Origin of the sequence: Dolichospermum heterosporum TAC447 (assembly GCF_024584745.1) — a bacterium.
GTDB classification, from domain to species: domain Bacteria; phylum Cyanobacteriota; class Cyanobacteriia; order Cyanobacteriales; family Nostocaceae; genus Dolichospermum; species Dolichospermum heterosporum.
Genome location: NZ_CP099464.1, coordinates 4,314,164 through 4,335,715, shown reverse-complemented (window position 1 = coordinate 4,335,715; position 21,552 = coordinate 4,314,164). Strand labels below are relative to the sequence as shown.

The following is a 21,552-nucleotide window of genomic DNA, read 5'->3' as shown; positions in this document are numbered from 1 at the left end:
TTATGCCATTACCATTACCCAATCTCGATGACCGCACATACTCCAGCCTGGTAGAAGAAGCGGTTGCTCTCATTCCCACGGAAGCACCCCAATGGACAGATCACAACCCATCTGATACGGGAATTATCCTGATTGAATTATTGGCCTGGTTGACTGAAATGGTGTTATATCGAGTCAATCAAATCCCTAATCACAATCAAGCCGCTTTTTTAACTCTACTCAAAGGGCATCATTTTGAACTGCCAGCAGAAAAATCTCCCGCCGACCAAAATGCCATCTTGCAGGCTGAGATTCAAAAAACCTTGGCAGAATTGCGAACACCCTATCGAGCCGTCACCGCCAAAGATTTTGAACGGCTGATTTTATCTGACTGGTCAAAAACTAAGACTATTAAAAGAGACTTTGGAGAGGAGGGGATAATTGCGCGAGTGCAATGCTTGCCAGAGCGAGATTTAGAAACAAAAGATGTCAATGAGATTGTGGAAGGGCATATTAGCTTAGTAATTTTGCCTCGTCTACATAGTTCCAATACCGAAAATCTCAGAAAAATAATTAAGAAATTTCTCAATCAAAGACGACTGATTACTACCCGCCTCCATCTAGTTGACCCCAAATATGTGAAAATCAAAGTTGCTGCTACTTTATATTTACAAGACGGTGGGAATAATCTGTTTGTTCAAAAAGAAGCAGAACGCCGGATTAAAGCTTTTTTTGCTCCTTTAGATTCCCAAGAATATTGGCAAGGTAAGGGCTATCCTTTTGGCGCGGATATCTATATTTCTGAGTTATATCAATTATTGGATAATTTGCCTGGTGTTGATTATGTAGAGGTAGTTCAACTTAACGACTTCGATGAGCAAAGAAAAAAATTCAACCAACAATCCGAAATGATCGGTATTTCTCTAGAAGAAAATGAATTGGTTGAGGTAGAAATTGACAAAATTATCACCATTCAACAACATTTTGAAGCAAAATGGAAAAGAAACAACTAAGTAGTTATCAAGAATATTTACCTGCTTATCTGCAAGAAGATTTCTCTGATCTTGATCTGCAAAAAAGTCCCTTTTTGAGCAGATTTTTACTAGCGTCTGAAAAAATTCTTACCGGGTCTATTCAAGAGCAAGAACATTTTTCGCTTCATCCTCAGATTATTTCCAGAAATTCCCAAACTTCTGTTGGTTTAGAAACAATCATTTCTCAGATTCACACCTATTTCGACCCCCAGAAAACTCCATCGGAATTTTTGCCATGGTTGGCAGGGTGGGTAGCATTAAGTTTACGAGAAGATTGGGATGAAGCAGTTAAGCGGCAATTTATTAGCCGAATAGTGCCGCTATACCAAATTCGGGGAACTATTTCCGGATTAAAACAAATGTTAGGAATTTATCTGGAACTTTATCTCCAAGAATTTAACTCCAACTATCCCGCAGGAAAGATTTCAATATTTGAATTTGACGACCATCCTCATTACTTTCAAGTCCAAATTCCCCTTCTGACCACTCAGCCGGAGAGATATTGGCGAGGATGCCGGATTGCCAAAGCCATTATTGATCAAGAAAAACCAGCCCATACCTTTTATGCCTTAAGAATATTAACACTAACCATGCAAATTACCAAAGCATGGGGAGGTTGTTATCCGTTTACCTTATTTGACGCTCCGCCTCAACAGAAAATGCAAATCGAGGCTAGGATTAAACTGAATGATTGCCCGCCCGGAGATCCCTTAGAAGAGCAAATACTAATCCGCATTCAGGGAAAAAATTTGCCCCTTGAACCGAATGGCAGCCAACTCGGACCCCATGTCAGGCAAACAGTGTTTTATGAACAATTTACCAACAATCCCGATGGCTTTTTTATCGCTCTAGCTAATTTGAGCGATCGCCAACTGACTGGAAAAATTACGGTTCAAGTTAATTTTAATCTCAACCACCAGCAATATTCCCTGATCATATTTGATTCCCTACCCTTTGACCTAGAACCTAACTTAAGAATTTATCGCCCCCTGAATCAATTAGAGTTAATGCCGGGAAATACTCGTCTTGACTCCAATCCAGAGCAAACTTTGCGTGTCCGCCCAGAACCTCCGTTAAAAATTTATCAGCCTCAAATCAAGTGGATTGACGGTAATACGCGCCTGGGTTCTCAAGTTGGTCAAACCATGCGCCTGGTGCATGATGCCAGACTGAGAATTTACAAACCCAGACGATTGTTTGAGAGCATGGAGGGGAATACTCGTTTGGGAAACCAAGTAGGTGAAACAATCCAAATTCCCACAGGTTTAGATGATTCTGAATTAAAAATTTACAGTCAAAATCAAGAATACAAAATTGGCAACACCCTTCTAGGCCCCGAAGTAGGTGCAACCATGCGTCTCGTTCCTAACTCCCAGTGGTTAGAGCGGATTTATCGGTTTAAATTATTTGATTCTCCAGCTAAAAAGAACATAGAAATAGAAGCAATTATTACACTAACAGACGTAGCTGAAACAGAAGGGGAAAAAATCGCCAGGTTGTTAATATTACGCATTCAATCCCGTACTTCTTCCTTTAGCCCTCTAATGCCAAATCTAGAATTTTCCTCCCAAGGACTGCGGGCTACACACCAGGTTAGCTATCAACGATTTTTGGATAACCCCAAAGGCTTTTACATAGTGTTATCTAACGTCAATGATCGCCAAGTGGCTGGAAACATCACCATCAAGCTCAACTTCAATCTTAATCAGCGTCCTGTGTCTCAGGTGATTATCGCAGAAGACTTTAATCTCAATCCCAGGGCGAATGTTCTAGAAATTTGTCACCCTCTTAAGGATCAGGATGGAGATATTCAAGGTAATACCATCATTGGCAGAGTTACCCCATATATGCTGAAAACTTTGGCAGTTGAGGAAGACGATTGGATTGATTAATTAAATTTTGGTTGTAACTAGATCATTATGGCTGACTTTATTTTAACCACAGGCGATATGGCCATGTTTAACCCCCCATTTGGGCAAGCTATTGTTACCGTAATTCCTGGTAATATAGTGGGGTCTAGTAAAGACATGATTAACAAAAAAATGGTCTGTGTTGATGGGGATGAAAAAACCGTCATTGTTCCTGGTTGTCCCTACATGACTCCATCACATCCTATTCCCGGTGTGGGTATTCTTTCCATTGATTCCCTAGCACCCAATCAAAAAGCCCAAAGAACCAAATCTAACGGTAAACCGGTTTTACTCAAGGGAGGGACATTTAAAGCCAAGTTTCAAGTTGTTGTTCCTGCCCAGCAACCCACCCCTGCTGGGCCAGTTCCTGATCCTAGTCCGCAATATGCTGGGACTGGTAGTTTCATCACTACTAACTTTCGAGTTAAAGGCACATGAAACTCGATATTAATTAATCCTTGTTCATTATTATCAAATAACTTAACTAAGTTTCTTTAACTTTATCTGCGTCAATGCTCACCAAAATTAACAACATTCACATTTTCAATCAGAAAAGTAGAGAGTAATATATATGGGTACTTTGCAACAAAGCCAAAGCAAAAAAACTCAAGCCACTGCCAAACAACAAGCCACATCTAATAAGAACTGTGATATCCATCCAGCGGAAGAAATACAAGAAATGTTTGGTAACCAGGCACTGGGTCGCCTAATTGAGTCGCAAAGCTCCCAAGATCAGCCAACAGATAATTCCCCAAACCTACTTCTCAAACAAATTTCAACAGCTAATAACTCCCCTCTACAACGTCGGTCTTTTTTTCGCGGTCTTTCCCACGAGTTAGCAGGTAATGGACAAGGTTATCTGGTGCAGGCCAAGCTGACAGTTAACCAACCAGGGGATAAATACGAACAGGAAGCTGATAGAGTAGCTGCACAAGTAGTTAAACAAATTAATCACCCTATTTCCCAGCCATCAGCTAACCCAGAAGCAGTCCATAGCCAAAAATTAATGCGAAAGTCGGTGTCATCTCCTCAGCCTATCGCGGGGGGAATAGCAACCACACCACACTTAGAAACAGCCATTAAACAACAACAGGGTCAGGGGCAGCCTATCTCGGAGGATATTCGGGAACCGCTAGAAGAGTCATTTGGTGCTGATTTGAGTGGTGTCAGGGTGCATACCGATGACCAGTCAGATGAATTAAATCGCTCCATTCAGTCCCTTGCTTTCACAAAGGGAAGGGACATCTTTTTTAAGCGGGGCGCTTATCAACCCAGAAGTCTTAAAGGGCAGGAACTCCTAGCCCATGAATTAACCCATGTTATTCAGCAAGGGGGGCAAGGACGGCTTGTACAGCGTAAAGATGATGACAAGCCTAAACAGACACTAAAGAAATCTAAAGGTGGAATAGATATATCAAAAGATGTTACTGGAGAAATAGGAATCTTTAAATTCACTTCACAAAATCTGGAACATAACGATGCTCAAGATGCTCTCAAAGGCGATGGCACAGTTATTATTCCAGATCTCAATAACACTACTGCTAGTGTGAGTGGGATGGTGGTTGATAGTGAAGGCATTGATTGGGATAAAATTACCGTTAAAACCCAAGATATTAAATTAGGGGAAATCGCCACAATTACGAATATCCAAGGCAACATTCTTGGCAAGAAAAAACAATATCAATCGGACGTTTCTGGAACGTTTGGGGTTGATCTTAGTTCACAAGGTCTTCAGGCAAAAACAAGCGGCACAGTCAATATTACTTATGCGGCAGGAACATGGAAATATGCGATTACAAATGGTTCCATAAGTGCGACGATTGACAATATTTTTAAGCTTGATGCAACAGAGATAAATTACGACAATATTAACAAATCTATTGGCATTCTCAAAGCGAGTGTCATCATTCCAGAACTCAACAACACCTCAGCGGCGGTAGAAAAAGCTCAGATTGATAAAAACGGCATTGATTGGCAAAAAATCATCCTGAAAACCGATGATATTAAATTAGGAAATTTTGCCGAAATTAAGAATATCAAGGGAAGTATCCTTGGGAAGAAAGACCAATATAAGTCAGATGTTTCTGGCAACATAGGAATTAATCTGAGTTCCACCGGAGTTGGCAAGGTAGAATCCGGTGGAGATGTAAATATTAACTATACAGCCGGAACATGGAAATACGCTATTAGCAAAGGTTATCTCAAGGCAACAATTGACGAAGTATTTAATCTGGAAGCCAAAGGGATTACCTATGACAATACCAATGAATCTCTCGCATTTGAAACAGCGAGTGTCATCATTCCAAAACTCAACAACACCTCAGCGGCGGTAGAAAAAGCTCAGATTGATAAAAACGGCATTGATTGGCAAAAAATCACCCTGAAAACCGATGATATTAAATTAGGAAATTTTGCCGAAATTAAGAATATTAAGGGAAGTATCCTTGGGAAGAAAGACCAATATAAGTCAGATGTTTCTGGCAACATAGAAATTAATCTGAGTTCCACCGGAGTTGGCAAGGTAGAATCCGGTGGAGATGTCAATATTAACTATACAGCCGGAACATGGAAATACGCTATTAGCAAAGGTTATCTCAAGGCAACAATTGACGAAGTATTTAATCTGGAAGCCAAAGGGATTACCTATGACAATACCAATGAATCTCTCGCATTTGAAACAGCGAGTGTCATCATTCCAAAACTCAACAACACCTCAGCGGCGGTAGAAAAAGCTCAGATTGATAAAAACGGCATTGATTGGCAAAAAATCATCCTGAAAACCGATGATATTAAATTAGGAAATTTTGCCGAAATTAAGAATATTAAGGGAAGTATCCTTGGGAAGAAAGACCAATATAAGTCAGATGTTTCTGGCAACATAGGAATTAATCTGAGTTCCACCGGAGTTGGCAAGGTAGAATCCGGTGGAGATGTCAATATTAACTATGCAGCCGGAACATGGAAATACGCTATTAGCAAAGGTTATCTCAAGGCAACAATTGACGAAGTATTTAATCTGGAAGCCAAAGGGATTACCTATGACAATACCAATGAATCTCTCGCATTTGAAACAGCGAGTGTCATCATTCCAAAACTCAACAACACCTCAGCGGCGGTAGAAAAAGCTCAGATTGATAAAAACGGCATTGATTGGCAAAAAATCATCCTGAAAACCGATGATATTAAATTAGGAAATTTTGCCGAAATTAAGAATATTAAGGGAAGTATCCTTGGGAAGAAAGACCAATATAAGTCAGATGTTTCTGGCAACATAGGAATTAATCTGAGTTCCACCGGAGTTGGCAAGGTAGAATCCGGTGGAGATGTCAATATTAACTATACAGCCGGAACATGGAAATACGCTATTAGCAAAGGTTATCTCAAGGCAACAATTGACGAAGTATTTAATCTGGAAGCCAAAGGGATTACTTACGACAATACCAATGAATCCCTCGCATTTGAAACAGCGAGTGTCATCATTCCAAAACTCAACAACACCTCAGCGGCGGTAGAAAAAGCTCAGATTGATAAAAACGGCATTGATTGGCAAAAAATCATCCTGAAAACCGATGATATTAAATTAGGAAATTTTGCCGAAATTAAGAATATCAAGGGAAGTATCCTTGGGAAGAAAGACCAATATAAGTCAGATGTTTCTGGCAACATAGGAATTAATCTGAGTTCCACCGGAGTTGGCAAGGTAGAATCCGGTGGAGATGTCAATATTAACTATACAGCCGGAACATGGAAATACGCTATTAGCAAAGGTTATCTCAAGGCAACAATTGACGAAGTATTTAATCTGGAAGCCAAAGGGATTACCTATGACAATACCAATGAATCCCTCGCATTTGAAACAGCGAGTGTCATCATTCCAGAACTCAACGAGACATCGGTTAAGGTAGAAAAAGCTCAGATTGATAAAAACGGAATTGATTGGGATAAAATCACCGTCAAAACTAAGGATATTAAATTAGGGGAATTCGCATCAGTTAGTCAGCCTACAGCAACCATCGGTGGCAAGAGCCAGCAATATAAATTAGAATGTGCCGGAGCAGTAGCAGTAAATATTGGCTCCAAAGAAATTGTTAATGTCAAATCAAGCGGCGACCTTAAGATTATTTACCAATCCGGTAAATGGGACTATGAAAGCAAGAATCTATCTCTAAGTGCGACAATCGCCGACATCTTGAATTTTGAGGCGAAAGGTATCAACTATGATCATGAAAAGAAATCCCTGACCTTAAGCCAAGCTAGTATCACTATTCCAGAACTAAAAAACATATCGGCGGAGGCGAAAAATGCACGAATTGATCACAACGGGATTGATTGGGATAAAATCAGCGTCCCAATGCCAGAAATTCCCCTGGGTGAAATTGTAAAAATTAAAGAATCTAAAGCCAGTATTGAAGGTGCAAAACAAAAATATAGCACCATCATTGGTGGCGGTCTAGAATTAAAGTTTGGCGATTACTTCCAAGCCACAGGTACAGGTGCTGTCAAACTTGATCGAACTGTTTCACCTAGTCAACTCAAAATTGAGAGTGCCAAACTTGAAGCTCAGGGCAAGGTAGAACTACCTGGTAAATTGATGGTGTGGCCAAGTATTGATTTCAGCTATCCTATTGTCCCAGGCTTAGAGGCGGGGGTTCAGCTAGGCATTAAAGGTGGCATTGAGGGTGCGTTGAAAGGTGCAATAGCCAAAAATGGGACAAACCAAGATTGGGATTTTGCCGTTAACCCAGAGATCAAAGGATACTTAGCGGTTAGCTTAAAAGCTTTTGCGGGTGTGGGAAGTGCCTACATTGCCTCATTACAAGCATACATAGAAGGGCTATGTCGTGCTGATGCAATTGGGGGTCTGCAATTTAGCGGCAAATTTGGATATGACGAAAGTACCAAGAAAATCAATGCAAGTAAATTGACATCGAAATATTATGCTGAAGCCAAATTTACGGCTGAGATTGCTGCTGGCATTCAAGCTCAAGCATTCTACTTCTTCAAGAAAAACCTATACCGTATCACTATAGGTAAATGGGAGTTAGGTTCTGGTAATATTGGGGGCGATATTAAGATTGATGAGGATGGTAAATTAAAAGTTAGTTCACCTACATTCGGTGGAGTAATGAAAGGTGAGATTGAGAAAAATGGCACAGGTCCAAAAGGTGAAATAATTGCCGTCGCCGAAGCACAAAAATTGTTACGGGATGCAGCACAATCCATTGAAGGCAGTGGGGAAGAACGCCAAGCAATTATTAAGAAAATTGAGGTTAAATACAAGGAGGCAATTAAGGTAACACAAGGTGTTATCGACAAGGAGGTAGAAAAGAGCGATAAATGCGTCGATCAGCTAGACAAAATTAATAAAAAGTTATCGCGCTATAGCAATGTATGGAAGAAATTGAATGGGGATAAAAATGAACCTATCAAGAAAAGGAACATTATTAAACAAGTAGCCTCTGGCATACGGCACTCAGATAGTGTACATCAAGCCAAAGAGATATTGAACGAAGGCGGCACGACATTACGAGGAAGAAATAATAAAGATTACTTGAGCAACAAAATCAAAACAGCAAGCGATCTTTGGGACAAAATTAGCGACAAATATGATGTACACTACGCGAGGTATCAAGATGCGGTCGCAGCTATCAAGCAATCAGTTGCTGTGCTGGCAGATGTTGAAGCCGCTATTCAAAACATTCAAGCACTAGAGCAAGGAAAAGGCATTGAGAATATATCTACTATTGAAAAAGAGCAAAAAATACTAGATTCTGCTCAAGAAAAATTAAAGGAAGAGAGTATTAAGCTAGATATTTCATCCATTGAGAAACAAGTTTCTGAGTTGGAAGATATCGAAACTTGACAAGACAAAATTACGTTTTTAGGTGAATTTTTGTTAACAAAATAGTTCACAAAGTTACACTAAAATCTAAGCAATAACCTATCGTTTACTTTGGTGAATCACTAATGCTTCTGAAAGCTACAGAGTCTGTACTCAAAAAACAAGAATGGCAGTTTTACGATCTAGGTAACGCCACACTAAGGATTGATATCAATGGAGAAACTGCAAATTGGATTGTGATTGTAAAATGTGTGGATGAGTATCAGCAATTTGTGGCTTACTCAGTGTGTTCTAATAAACCCCTTGTGGAAAAGTACACTGTTATACAGGAGTTCTTAACACGGGCTAATTTTGGTTTAAAGTTCGGAAATTTTGAATTTGATTTACGAGATGGCGAAATTCGCTTCAAGACAAGCATACAATTTGCTGGCGAGGTTCAACCAGAATTAATGATTGAGCAATGTTTATTAATCAATATTATGACGATGGATCAATATTTGCCTGGGATTTTACAGGTGATGTTTACGGATATTTCTCCAGCAGCGGCGATCGCCCACATCGAAGATTCTGAAATAGATACATTATCTAGTGAGATTTAGAAGCAATCTTTAATTAAGATTATTTCCAGTTTACAAAAACAAGGAGAAAGGATAATGGCAGGAGGAGGCACTTCTGCCAATAAACTATTGAAGTCATATTCAACATCTCTGAGTTTTCATTTTATTAACTTTGGTTCAAATCTTAAAAACTATTCTTGTCATTCAAAAATTCTGATGACAATACAAAAAAATTAGAATACTTATGCTCCTGGGAGAGAAAGTCCATATCAACCAACTATTACTATTATTAAAACAGTTAGACGGACTATTAGAAACTGCAATCATAGCCGCTCAAAGTGCCTATGGCACAGATGCGGAAAACAATTCCTATCGAGGAATACAAATCAATGAAGAAGAAGTAGAACGGTTACTAGAACGAAAACCAGGAATCCCCTTATTATATACAGAGAATTTTCAGCAATTTCCCTCGGATGTTGTTGAAACAGATTCCCCTCTCGCATGGCTTCAGAAAACTTTTGAGTTATCAGACTTCGATATCAATATTATAGCGATCGCACTCGCCCCAGAACTTGACCGCCGTTACGAACGCCTTTACGCCTATCTCCAAGATGATGTGCGTTGCAAACGACCAACTGTAGATCTAGCTCTAAATTTACTCTGTACTTCAGCAATAGAAAAACTTGCGCGGCGGGTTAACTTTAGTGCAGATGCGCCTTTAATTCGTCACAGTTTACTGCATCTTTTCCCCGATTCTCATCAAACAGATCCACCCCTACTTGCCCATAACATTAAACTTGATCAGCAGGTAATTCAACTGCTATTAGGAGAACCGGGAATTGATGGCAGACTCGTTTCTTTTTGTCAATTAATTACGCCTAAATTTCAGTTTGATGACTTGCCTTTAAAACCTGAAATTAAGCAAGGTTTAATATCTTTAGTCAATGCCAATTGGTTAGCAGGTAAAACCCTAAATTTATATTTTCAAGGTGAGGACATTTCTGGCAAAAGTCATACCTCTGAAGCCATTGCTAATTCATTACAAGTACCTTTATTAATAGCAAATTCGACGAGAATATTAGCTGCTAAAGCAGAGTTTCAATTTACTATCAAACTATTATTTCGGGAAGCTTGGTTTAAAAATGCCCTGCTTTATATCGAAGATTTAGATGTTTTGCAAACTCAAGAAAATACTATTTTATATCAAGAGTTTCTCAAGGAATTAACAGAATATTCCAGAGTTACTATTTTAGCAGGTATTAAGCCTTGGGTAAATACGACAACTAAAGCCATAGAAGTGATCACAATTCCTTTTGTGATGCCAAATTTTCAACAGCGTCGTTTTTACTGGGAAAATTACTTGCAATCCGTAGATATTACTCTGGATGCTATAGACTTGGATAGTTTGAGCGATCGCTTTCGTTTGACTTCTGAACAAATTGCTGATGCTGTGACAAATGCTAGAAATCAAGTTCGCTGGCAAGCCGCGGTATCCGAGTTTCCTAATTCCCAATTTAGCCCGCAAAAACCTATAACATTAACTGATTTATTTACTGCGTCCAGAGGATTATCAGGACAGGATTTAGCAACCTTGTCTCGGCATATTCAGCCTAAATATAGTTGGGAAGATATTATATTACCAGATCACCAAAAAAATCTATTACGAGAGATTTGCAATCAAATAAAGCATCAACATTTAGTTTGGGAAGAGTGGGATTTTGAGAGTAAGATATCACTAGGGAAAGGGTTAAATGTCATGTTTTCTGGAACTCCGGGAACAGGTAAAACCATGGCAGCAGAGATAATTTCTCAAGAACTCCAGCTTGATTTATATAAAATTGATTTGTCCCAAGTAGTTAGTAAATATATTGGGGAAACAGAAAAGAACCTAAATCGGATTTTTACCGCAGCTACTAATGCTAATGCTATTCTTTTATTTGATGAAGCAGATGCCCTATTTGGTAAGCGCAGCGAAGTGAAAGATGCCCATGATCGCTATGCTAATCTGGAAATTAGTTACCTATTACAGAAAATGGAAGAGTATGAAGGCATAACTATTCTTACCACCAATCTCCGCATGAATATGGATGATGCTTTTGTGCGACGACTCCGGTTTATTATTGAATTCCCATTTCCCAGTGAAAAACAACGATATCAAATTTGGCAGAAAATATTTCCTAAAAGTGCACCCTGTAGTCCTGAATTAGATTTAAATTTTCTCGCCCGTAATTTTGAACTCACTGGGGCAAATATTCGTAATATTGCTTTAACCGCAGCTTTTTTAGCCGCAGATGATAACAATCAAATTGAAGTAGCTCACTTAATTCAAGCAGTACGTCGTGAATATCAAAAGATGGGTAAAATCATCAAAAACAAAGAATTAGGGCTTCCTGAAAAAGTCTTTTCGTGATAGCGCAGCGTGGCGTAAGCCATGGTCGGGGTACATTTAGATCCCACATTCCGCACCCTTAACTGTCACAATCGGTTATTACGGAAATTGATTAATAAAAAAGGAGTAAAAAATTACCTTTGGCTCAAAAAAGGCTAGACGTGGACGAGACGGCATTGAAACCTACCTTCCGCACCCTAAACTGTCACACAACGAAAATTGGTCGTTTGGAGATTTGGTTTTAGCGATCGCCTACCAATATTTCTTGGTTTTGGTACAAAATACAACATTAAATGGGGATAAAAATCAGAAAAAACCGATTGTGACACCGGGGGGTGCGGAATGTGGGTTGAAAACCTACAGCACTTGCATCATGCGTGTCACAAACAGGAACATTCTAAAACCAAGTCAACTCGCTTGAAGTAAGGCTTGAGCCGTGTAAGTGCGAAAGTCTTATGCACGGTTCTTAGGGGAGGGGAGAGCGGTGACGCTTGAACCTTACCCGACTACTCCCCCTCGACCTAACTGTACCCCAATCTGTGCAGTTCTCTAATTGAAAGTTTCCGTCAATCGGAACGTAGGGATTTGAACCCTAGACCTCCACTACCCCAAAGTGGCGCGCTACCAAGCTGCGCTACGTCCCGTAAATGTGAACTTGAGATTTTAGACTTTTGGCGTGGGGATGATTCCCAATGCGTGCATCTAAAATTAATTAAGTCACTCTCCCAAAGATATCACAAGATCAAGAAAAATAGCAAGGGGTGATTCAAAAAACTTTTAACATTCCGACGGCTGGCAACAATTCAGCTACGGCTGAAGCCTCCCATTTACCTTCCGTCCCCCGTCCTGTATTGAGGATGAAGCGCAGATTGTAGGCATGAGCATAACCTTCCACCTCCATCCATAATAAATCACTTTCGGCTTCACAGGCAATTTTTTCCTCGTCCATTAATTCTGTAGCTAGATGCTTCATGGTATCTGCAAGCTGATTAAATAGACGACAAAATTCGTTTAATTCTGCTTCGGTTAATTCTATCGCCCAATCTTCTGTGCCGACTAAGCCTTTAAATTCTGGTGCATCTGGATTCCAGCCTATGCGCCAACCAGCGCCGCTTTTGATGACTCGTTCCATACTGATTTATGCTCAGACTGCCGCTATCAACTGTGAAAATTATACCAGTTGGCTTTACCGATGGCGATAGATAGAAAGCTGATACAGTTAGTCTTTCACAATCTTAAATCTAAAATGCTATAATTTTTCAGCGATCGCCTTAGGATCTTGGCAAACATAATTTTGTAAACGTTCCTAATTGGCACACTTTCCGGTTAGGATAGTATATTCGTTCTATTAAAACTCCTGTCCAGTAATTTTGGAAAATCCTATACTTAGAGGCAAAAATGGCAGCTAATACTGAGACTTCTGGCAAGCAAAAAGCGTTAAATATTGTACTTGGACAAATTGAGCGCAGTTTCGGAAAGGGAGCAATTATGCGCTTAGGTGATGCCACCCGGATGAAGGTAGAAACAATATCCACCGGGGCGCTCACTCTAGATTTAGCCTTAGGTGGTGGTTTACCCAAAGGACGGGTAATCGAAATCTACGGACCAGAAAGTTCTGGTAAAACTACTATTGCCCTCCATGCCCTCGCAGAAGTGCAAAAAAATGGTGGTATAGCGGCATTTGTAGACGCTGAACACGCCTTAGACCCTACCTATGCCGCTGCATTGGGTGTAGATATTGATAACTTACTTGTTTCTCAGCCAGACAATGGTGAATCAGCATTAGAAATAGTTGATCAACTTGTGCGTTCTGCGGCTGTTGATATTGTTGTCATTGACTCCGTTGCTGCTTTAGTCCCCCGCGCCGAAATTGAAGGGGATATGGGGGATATTCACGTAGGTTTACAAGCTCGGTTAATGAGCCAAGCTCTACGGAAAATCACTGGTAATATTGGTAAATCTGGATGCACAGTTATTTTCATTAACCAGTTACGGCAAAAAATCGGTGTCACCTATGGTAGTCCTGAAACGACAACGGGTGGTAACGCGCTGAAATTTTACGCTTCTGTGCGCTTGGATATTCGCAGAATTCAAACTTTGAAAAAAGGAACTGATGAATTTGGCAACCGTGTCAAAGTCAAAGTAGCTAAAAATAAAGTGGCACCACCTTTTAGAATTGCCGAATTTGACATTATCTTTGGTAAGGGTGTTTCTACCATTGGTTGTTTAGTGGATATAGCTGAAGAAACTGGTGTTCTTTTGCGTAAAGGTGCTTGGTATAGCTACAGTGGTGAAAACATTTCCCAAGGTAGAGATAACGCGATTAAGTATTTAGAAGAAAAACCAGAATTTGCTGCCAAAATTAAAGAACAGGTTTTGGAAAAACTCGATAAAGGGGCTGTAGTTTCTGCTAATTCTGTAGTTCAACCCCATGATGTTGAGGAGGAAGAAGAGATTGAGTTAGAAGAGGAATAAACAGTATCAGGGACAATTTATTGAATTGTCCCTACGCCTTTTTTAAGTTTATTTAGGGCTTGCTGAATAAAGCTAAAACTGTTTATTAATACAGCACTTCCCGATGTTATGAGGTACAAGAACCCCACCCCCAACCCCCTCCCCGCAAGCGATGAGGGGGCTAAGATGTACCTCATAAAAGCGGAAACCGCTGTAAAAGGTTTCAGTTTTATTCAGCAAGCCCTAACTATTATTTTTAACTTTTGACTTTTGCCCTGCGGTACTAGGTTTCTGGTAGGTGGAAAAGATGTTAAAAACAGGTCATCAAGTCTTTAGGGTCAGTTTTGGCATGGACACTGATTTTAGATTTAAGTAACCTCAGTGATATACGGGGTATTTTTGTACATTACGATTCTAAAATATACTGTAACCTCCTAAGTTTTAATTAGAGACTTCCAGTTAAAAAAATATCCCAAAATTTTTTGTGGTGCGGGCATACAGCTATAGCTAACGCCAAGCTACGCTATCAACAAGCTAACAAGCTCAGTACAAATAGTTAAGTATTTTCAGGTTAATAATTGTAAATTATTACTTGACAACCAGGCATAATTTGTAACTATTGTTATGTTGCTATGTTTTAAATAACACAATATTCCCATATTATGCAACCTTTTAAACTGCCAGATTTTTATATGCCTTGGCCAGCTAGGCTGAATCCAAATCTGGAAGCAGCACGAGTGCATTCTAAGGCGTGGGCTTACGAAATGGGAATACTTGGCTCAAAAGAGGAAGCCCAAGGTGAGCCTATTTGGGACGAGCGTAAATTCGATGCTCATGACTACGCCTTACTTTGCTCATATACCCATCCAGATACAGATTCTCCAGAACTTGACTTGGTAACAGACTGGTATGTGTGGGTATTCTTTTTCGATGATCACTTCCTGGAAATCTATAAACGCAGTCAGGATATGGTTGGGGCGAAGGAGTATCTTGACCGACTCCCCGCATTTATGCCGATTTATCCCAAGGACAACCCTCCCGTTCCCACCAACCCAGTAGAGCGCGGTTTGGCTGACTTGTGGTCTCGCACCGCATTTACTAAGTCTGTGGAATGGCGGCGACGATTCTTTGAAAGTACCAAAAATCTTTTAGATGAGTCAATGTGGGAACTGGCCAACATCAATCAAAATCGAATTGCTAACCCCATCGAATACATTGAGATGCGGCGTAAAGTTGGTGGCGCACCCTGGTCAGCCGATCTGGTGGAACACGCCGCGTTCGTGGAAGTTCCGGCTAAAATTGCGGCAACTAGACCAATGCGGGTTTTGAAAGACACATTTGCTGATGGAGTACATCTCCGCAACGACCTATTCTCCTATCAAAGAGAAGTGGAAGATGAAGGTGAAAATTCTAATTGTGTGCTTGTAATTGAAAAATTCTTGAATGTAAGTACCCAAGAGGCGGCTAACCTCACTAACGAACTACTCAACTCCCGTTTATATCAGTTTGATAACACTGCTGTCACCGAGTTGCCCTCCCTTTTTGAGGAGTATGGAGTAGACCCAGTAGAGCGTGTGAATGTTCTCCTTTACATCAAAGGACTTCAGGATTGGCAATCTGGCGGTCATGAGTGGCACATGAGATCAAGCCGCTATATGAATAAACAGGAAGAGGATAATTCTGCCAAATCTGGTATTCTGAGTGGTCCAAATGGTTTAGGCACATCGGCAGCGCGGATTGAATCGTTATATACCACCCTGGGTTTAGGAAGGTTTAAAAGTTTTACTCACGTTCCCTACCAGAATGTAGGTCCAGTGAAACTGCCGAAGTTTTATATGCCTTTCTCTACCACTTTGAATCCCAATCTAGATGCCGCGCGGAAGCATTCTAAGGAATGGGCGCGTCAGATGGAGATGTTGGCATCACTACCTGGTATTCCTGATGCTTTTATCTGGAATGACCATAAGTTTGATGTTGCTGACGTAGCTTTATGCGGTGCTTGGATACATCCAAATGGTTCTGAGCATGAGCTAAATTTAACAGCTTGCTGGCTTGTTTGGGGAACTTATGCTGATGATTATTTTCCCGCAATCTACGGGAATAACCGCGACTTAGCAGGTGCAAAAGTCTTTAACGCCCGACTGTCGGCGTTTATGCCTCTCGACGATTCTACCCCTCCTGCTGTGCCGACTAATCCAGTAGAAAAGGGTTTGGCAGATATTTGGTCTCGTACGGCTGCACCTATGACAGCTAATGCCCGGACTGAATTTCGCCGTGCGATCCAGGATATGACTGATAGTTGGGTGTGGGAACTGGCAAATCAGACTCAAAATCGGATTCCAGATCCGATAGATTATATTGAAATGCGTCGTAAGACGTTTGGCTCGGATTTGACGATGAGTCTGTCTCGATTAGCCCAAGGTGGTGAGATTCCAATGGAAATCTACTACAGCCGACCAATGCGATCGCTGGAAAATGCCGCTGCCGATTTTGCCTGTTTCACTAATGACATTTTTTCTTATCAGAAAGAAATCGAATTTGAAGGCGAAATTCATAACTGTGTATTGGTGGTTCAGAATTTCCTCAACTGCGATATAACCCAGGCTGTCGAGGTTGTTAACAATCTGATGACCGCGCGGGCGCAACAGTTTCAACACATCGTCGAGACTGAACTGCCAGCCCTTTTCGACGATTTCAAATTGGATGAAAACACCCGCAAGAAACTACTCAAATATGTTGAAAAACTAGAACAGTGGATGTGCGGTGTACTTAAGTGGCATACGAAGGTAGACCGCTATAAAGAATTTGAACTGCGTAATAGTGCTTCGCCAATAGTGCGGCTACTCAACGGTCCCACAGGATTTGGCACTTCTGCTGCACATATCAGATCATTGGTCGGCGCAACCAAGCCTTTGACCAAATAATCGGCAAATTGGGATTGTGTCAACTTCAATTTTTCTTGATCTACATTCAGTAAAGTAAAACCGCGTTGTTTTTTTAGTAACCAGAAAATGGAGAATTAAGTTATGACCTACTCTAATGATTCAGAAAATCAACAGCCTCAACTAAGTTTAAGTACAGCAGCAGCACGTAATTTAGCGACAACAACCAAATCTGCACCGCAGATGCAGGAAATTACCTCACGGTGGTTATTGAAACTATTGCCATGGGTGCAAACAAAAGGTGGTGTATATCGCGTTAACCGTCGTTCAAGTTATACCGTAGGTGATGGACGAGTCTCTTTTATCAACACTGGCACGACAGTACAAGTAATTCCCCAAGAACTGACTGAATTACCCTTACTACGAGGGTTTGAGGACACAGAAGTTTTAACCGCTTTAGCGAACCAATTTGTACAGCGGGAGTTCGCAGCAGGCGATGTAATTGTTGAAATAGGCCAAGAAGCCAATCAAGTCTTATTGATCGCCCGTGGTAAAGTTAACAAGATTGGTCTTGGTAAGTATGATGACCAGGTGGTTTTAGATGTTTTGGCTGATGGTGATCATTTTGGTGATGAATCTTTAGTAGAGTCTGAAGACACCTGGCAGTATACCCTCAAAGCTGTCACCAGATGTATTGTATTAGCATTACCTCAACAGGCGTTTGAGCAACTTCTTAACCAGTCTGAGGCTTTACAAAATCAGGTTGATAAGTTCCGCGCCCTCCTAAGCAAGCCACAGACTGAACAAGGTGAAGCAGCTATTAGCCTATCTGCGGGTCATCGCGGTGAAATTGATTTACCAGGTACTTTCGTTGATTATGATCTTTCACCCCGTCAATATGATTTAAGCATTGCCCAAACGGTTCTACGGATTAGTACTAGAGTAGCTGATCTATACAATGAACCAATGAATCAGACCGAACAACAACTGCGTCTGACTGTTGAGGCATTACGGGAACGTCAAGAACATGAAATGATCAACAACCCCGAATTTGGGTTGCTGCATAACGCTGACCTTAAACAACGTATTTACAGTAGCACTGGCGCACCTACTCCAGACGACATGGATGAATTGCTGGCTACAGTCTGGAAAGACCCAAGCTTCTTTCTGGCTCATCCTCGGACTATCGCTGCATTTGCTCGTGAGTGTAACCGCATGGGGATTTATCCACAAAGCACTGACATGGGCGGACATCAAGTTCCCGCTTGGCGTGGTGTACCAATTTTTCCCTGCAACAAAATACCCGTCAGTAATAACCGAACAAGTTCTATTCTCTTACTCCGCACTGGTTTGGAAAAACAAGGCGTTATCGGTTTACATCAAACTGGTATCCCTGATGAATATCAACCTAGCCTATCTGTGCGCTTCATGGGTATCAGTGAAAAGGCTATTATGTCTTACCTCATCACTGCTTACTACTCCGCAGCGGTTTTAGTACCTGACGCACTTGGCATCCTTGAAGATGTAGAAATTGGTCGCTAATTGGTTTTGAGAGGTAAATGTAATTGATTTGTGTCAATTAAATGCAGTAATTTTTGACACAAACCTGATTACTTTGACCTCTCAACTATTTTATTCAGTATTTTTGTGAGTAATTAGAGGATGAGATGACATATTCTAATGATTCGAGTTTAGATATTGAGGGTGGACAGCATCAACTAAGTTTAAGTACGGCAGCAGCCCGTAATTTGGCAACAACAACCAAATCTGCACCGCAGGTACAGGAAATTACCCCACGGTGGTTGTTGAAGATGTTGCCATGGGTGCAGATTAAAGGTGGCGCTTATCGAGTCAACCGTCGGTTAACCTATACTTTAGGTGATGGCCGAGTTACTTTCACCAATACGGGCGCAACTATACAGGTAATTCCCCAAGAACTTAGTGAATTGCCATTGCTGCAAGGGTTTAATGATGTTGAAGTGTTAACAGCTTTAGCCAGTCGGTTTGTGCAACAGGAGTTCGCGCCCGATGACATTATAGTACAGTCAGGTCAGCCAGCCGAGCAGCTTTTCTTGATTGCTCATGGCAAGGTAAACAAGATTGGTATTGCTAAATATGAAGAGCAACCTTTGTTAGGCGCATTAGCTGATGGCGATCATTTTGGTGATCAAGTGTTGGTAGAGTCTCAAAGTATTTGGAAGTTTACGGTTAAGGCTGTCACCCGATGCACGGTTTTAACGCTACCACAACAAGCATTCAGGGAAGTGCTTAACCATTCACCAGCATTACAGGCTCATATTGAGCAAGTCGTAACTCGCGCACAATTACCACAGAATAAGCATGGTGAAGCCTCCATTGCTTTGTCTTCAGGCCATACTGGGGAAACTGAATTACCAGGAACTTTTGTTGATTACGAACTTTCCCCCCGCGAATATGAGTTGAGTATTGCCCAAACTGTGTTAAGGATCAATACTCGCGTCGCTGATTTGTACAATGAACCGATGAATCAGACCGAACAACAATTACGTCTGACTATTGAGGCATTACGGGAACGTCAAGAATATGAATTGATCAATAACCGTGAATTTGGTTTATTACATAATGCTGACCTTAAACAGCGTCTTCACCCTCGCAGTGGCAAGCCCACACCTGATGACCTAGATGAACTGCTGACTCGCCGCCGAAAGTCAAAGTTCTTTCTAGCCCATCCTCGCACTATTGCAGCTTTCGGTCGGCAATGCAATCGTCTGGGTATCTATCCACAAAACATTGATATGGATGGTAGTAAGGTAATTGCATGGCGCGGTGTACCTATTCTTCCCTGCAACAAAATACCCATTACCAAGCACCAAACTAGTTCTATCCTTGTATTGCGTATTGGTGAAGAAGATCAGGGTGTCATCGGCTTACATCAAACTGGTATCTCTGACGAATATCAACCTAGCTTGTCTGTCCGATTTATGGGTATCAGCGACAAGGCAATTATCTCTTACCTAGTTAGCGCCTACTATTCCGCAGCTGTTCTTGTCCCCGACGCACTTGGTATCCTCGAAGACGTAGAAATCGGACGCTGACGCAATAAGTAATTGGACAAAAATATTTACAGTCATTGCGAGCGAAGGGAAGCAATCACAACCCTGGCGATTGCTTCATTTCACTTTGTTCCCTATGGCTAACGCCACGCCACGCTGCGCTAACGCAATGACATTGTGTAATTAATTCTGTCTCACTACTTACTTGTCGGTTAAGGAAATGTAGCGACTGTCTTGATTGTCAAGCGATCGTTAGGAAAAATTTAAAGTCTAGGAAAAAAGTCAGAAAATAGAGGAGAAAAACAGAACAGAACAAAACAGGTAAATTATAGATTGCCATAAATTACCAAACTAGATTGGAGGTATAAAAACGACAGTAGAACTTTATGCAGAAATTGGTTGTGAGTCTTGAGAAATAGACCAAGGAAGATGATCTCGAATCATCGCATTTAAAATAACTAACATTTTATGAACGCAAGCAGTAATGGCCAATTTTTTGGGTTTACCACGTTCAACCAAGCGCTCATAAAAAGTTTTGATAACAGGATTATGACGCATGGCAACAACAGCACCCATATAAAGAATGGCACGAACATGGGCGCGACCACCATTAATCATGCGCTTACCTTTGTGCTGACCACTATCATGATTAATTGGTGCAACACCAACTAAGCGAGAGATTTGTTTGGCAGTTAATTGACCTAATTCTGGTAAGTCAGAAACTAAAGTGGTAGAAATTACTTGACCAACGCCAGGAGTAGTTTTGAGTAGATTGACTTTATCAATCCATTGTTGATTATTTTGGGTCAACGTCTCAATTTCTTGATTGAGTTGTTGAAGATGTTGCTCAAGATAATCAATATGGGATTCAATATCTGTCAAAGCTTTACCACGAGCGCGGTCACGGCGATTCTTTTCCGCTGTAGACATTTCTACTAATTGTCTTCGGCGACTAATTAATTCGCCTAATTGACGTGACATTTCACTTTCGATTGCTAACACCTCCGGTTTCATTGCTTCACCGAAATGCGCCAAAATCTGTGCATCAATGGCATCGGTTTTGGCTAACTTACCTGTAGCTTTAGCAAAGTCTCTTCCCTGACGAGGATTGATTAATGCTACTGGTAAAAGAGCCGCTTGCAATTGAATGATTAATTCTGTTTCTAGTCCTCCTGTTGCTTCCAGTACGATTAGGTTTAAATCGTTAGATTGAAGTTGCTTAACTAGATTAGCTATTTCTGTTTCAGTATTAGCAAATTGAAATGCTTTACCCATTGGACGGATATAAACATCAAGTGTTGCTTTACTTACGTCAATGCCTACCCATTGGGAGATATAATCCATTTTTAACTCTCCAATTTCAATTACTTCTTTTTAATTTGTTTTGTTTTTATTCATCCCCTTGATTTCACTCATCCTTGCACGATACGGGCTATATTATCTATGTCTTTGTTCATAGTTTTTACCCCAGGC

The 21,552-nt window shown here is 40.8% G+C and carries 12 protein-coding genes and 1 tRNA gene; 10 read left to right on the top strand and 3 right to left on the bottom strand.

Going from position 1 to position 21,552, the window contains the following annotated elements; genetic code table 11:
• Positions 1 to 2 precede the first annotated feature (2 nt).
• From NG743_RS19520 to NG743_RS19495, 6 genes are all read left to right on the top strand, one after another.
• Positions 3 to 992, top strand: coding sequence for a baseplate J/gp47 family protein (locus NG743_RS19520; protein ID WP_027402331.1), 990 nt, complete (start codon positions 3 to 5; stop codon positions 990 to 992).
• Positions 974 to 2,905, top strand: coding sequence for a phage tail protein (locus NG743_RS19515; protein WP_027402330.1), 1,932 nt, complete (start codon positions 974 to 976; stop codon positions 2,903 to 2,905). The genes NG743_RS19520 and NG743_RS19515 overlap by 19 nt, the downstream gene beginning before the upstream one ends.
• A 27-nt stretch (positions 2,906 to 2,932) precedes the next feature.
• Positions 2,933 to 3,361 carry a contractile injection system spike tip protein gene (locus tag NG743_RS19510; protein ID WP_027402329.1) on the top strand — a complete coding sequence of 143 codons (429 nt, stop codon included), beginning with the start codon at positions 2,933 to 2,935 and terminating at the stop codon, positions 3,359 to 3,361.
• Positions 3,362 to 3,494: 133 nt separating this feature from the next.
• The gene (locus NG743_RS19505; RefSeq protein WP_257120712.1) at positions 3,495 to 8,786 is read left to right on the top strand and encodes an eCIS core domain-containing protein; all 5,292 of its coding nucleotides are present in this window, start codon (positions 3,495 to 3,497) and stop codon (positions 8,784 to 8,786) included.
• A 104-nt stretch (positions 8,787 to 8,890) separates the two neighbouring features.
• Positions 8,891 to 9,364, top strand: coding sequence for a type III secretion system chaperone family protein (locus tag NG743_RS19500; RefSeq protein ID WP_051424299.1), 474 nt, complete (start codon positions 8,891 to 8,893; stop codon positions 9,362 to 9,364).
• A 202-nt stretch (positions 9,365 to 9,566) separates the two neighbouring features.
• Positions 9,567 to 11,732, top strand: coding sequence for an AAA family ATPase (locus tag NG743_RS19495; protein WP_257120711.1), 2,166 nt, complete (start codon positions 9,567 to 9,569; stop codon positions 11,730 to 11,732).
• A 549-nt stretch (positions 11,733 to 12,281) separates the two neighbouring features.
• Here NG743_RS19495 and NG743_RS19490 read toward each other — a convergent pair.
• Both NG743_RS19490 and NG743_RS19485 read right to left on the bottom strand, forming a co-directional pair.
• Positions 12,282 to 12,355: transfer RNA gene (locus tag NG743_RS19490), tRNA-Pro, on the bottom strand.
• Between the two features lie 122 nt (positions 12,356 to 12,477).
• Positions 12,478 to 12,843, bottom strand: a complete 366-nt coding sequence (locus NG743_RS19485; RefSeq protein ID WP_027402323.1) for a DUF1818 family protein — start codon at positions 12,841 to 12,843, stop codon at positions 12,478 to 12,480.
• A 266-nt stretch (positions 12,844 to 13,109) separates the two neighbouring features.
• Here NG743_RS19485 and recA point away from each other — a divergent pair, with 266 nt between their 5' ends.
• The 4 genes from recA to NG743_RS19465 all read left to right on the top strand — a co-directional run bounded on the left by recA (position 13,110) and on the right by NG743_RS19465 (position 20,121).
• A complete protein-coding gene (recA, locus tag NG743_RS19480) occupies positions 13,110 to 14,186 on the top strand; it encodes a recombinase RecA (protein ID WP_027402322.1) in 1,077 nt (358 codons plus the stop codon).
• 641 nt (positions 14,187 to 14,827) lie between these two features.
• Complete coding sequence (locus NG743_RS19475; protein ID WP_027402321.1) at positions 14,828 to 17,089, top strand: family 2 encapsulin nanocompartment cargo protein terpene cyclase; 2,262 nt, start codon at positions 14,828 to 14,830, stop codon at positions 17,087 to 17,089.
• A 102-nt stretch (positions 17,090 to 17,191) separates the two neighbouring features.
• On the top strand, positions 17,192 to 18,589 hold the full coding sequence (locus NG743_RS19470) for a family 2B encapsulin nanocompartment shell protein (protein ID WP_027402320.1): 1,398 nt from the start codon (positions 17,192 to 17,194) through the stop codon (positions 18,587 to 18,589).
• Positions 18,590 to 18,714: 125 nt separating this feature from the next.
• On the top strand, positions 18,715 to 20,121 hold the full coding sequence (locus NG743_RS19465; protein ID WP_257120710.1) for a family 2B encapsulin nanocompartment shell protein: 1,407 nt from the start codon (positions 18,715 to 18,717) through the stop codon (positions 20,119 to 20,121).
• A gap of 342 nt (positions 20,122 to 20,463) precedes the next feature.
• Here NG743_RS19465 and NG743_RS19460 read toward each other — a convergent pair whose 3' ends face one another.
• Positions 20,464 to 21,423 carry an IS110 family RNA-guided transposase gene (locus NG743_RS19460; RefSeq protein WP_193965010.1) on the bottom strand — a complete coding sequence of 320 codons (960 nt, stop codon included), beginning with the start codon at positions 21,421 to 21,423 and terminating at the stop codon, positions 20,464 to 20,466.
• Positions 21,424 to 21,552 lie beyond the last annotated feature (129 nt).

What these genes read in the sequence shown, in the direction of transcription:
- NG743_RS19470 (WP_027402320.1), top strand. Translation starts at nt 17,192, where the DNA reads ATGACCTACTCTAATGATTCAGAAAATCAACAGCCTCAACTAAGTTTA.
- NG743_RS19475 (WP_027402321.1), top strand. Translation starts at nt 14,828, where the DNA reads ATGCAACCTTTTAAACTGCCAGATTTTTATATGCCTTGGCCAGCTAGG.
- NG743_RS19500 (WP_051424299.1), top strand. Translation starts at nt 8,891, where the DNA reads ATGCTTCTGAAAGCTACAGAGTCTGTACTCAAAAAACAAGAATGGCAG.
- NG743_RS19510 (WP_027402329.1), top strand. Translation starts at nt 2,933, where the DNA reads ATGGCTGACTTTATTTTAACCACAGGCGATATGGCCATGTTTAACCCC.
- NG743_RS19505 (WP_257120712.1), top strand. Translation starts at nt 3,495, where the DNA reads ATGGGTACTTTGCAACAAAGCCAAAGCAAAAAAACTCAAGCCACTGCC.
- NG743_RS19465 (WP_257120710.1), top strand. Translation starts at nt 18,715, where the DNA reads ATGACATATTCTAATGATTCGAGTTTAGATATTGAGGGTGGACAGCAT.
- NG743_RS19520 (WP_027402331.1), top strand. Translation starts at nt 3, where the DNA reads ATGCCATTACCATTACCCAATCTCGATGACCGCACATACTCCAGCCTG.
- NG743_RS19495 (WP_257120711.1), top strand. Translation starts at nt 9,567, where the DNA reads ATGCTCCTGGGAGAGAAAGTCCATATCAACCAACTATTACTATTATTA.
- NG743_RS19485 (WP_027402323.1), bottom strand. Translation starts at nt 12,843, where the DNA reads ATGGAACGAGTCATCAAAAGCGGCGCTGGTTGGCGCATAGGCTGGAAT.
- NG743_RS19460 (WP_193965010.1), bottom strand. Translation starts at nt 21,423, where the DNA reads ATGGATTATATCTCCCAATGGGTAGGCATTGACGTAAGTAAAGCAACA.
- NG743_RS19515 (WP_027402330.1), top strand. Translation starts at nt 974, where the DNA reads ATGGAAAAGAAACAACTAAGTAGTTATCAAGAATATTTACCTGCTTAT.
- recA (WP_027402322.1), top strand. Translation starts at nt 13,110, where the DNA reads ATGGCAGCTAATACTGAGACTTCTGGCAAGCAAAAAGCGTTAAATATT.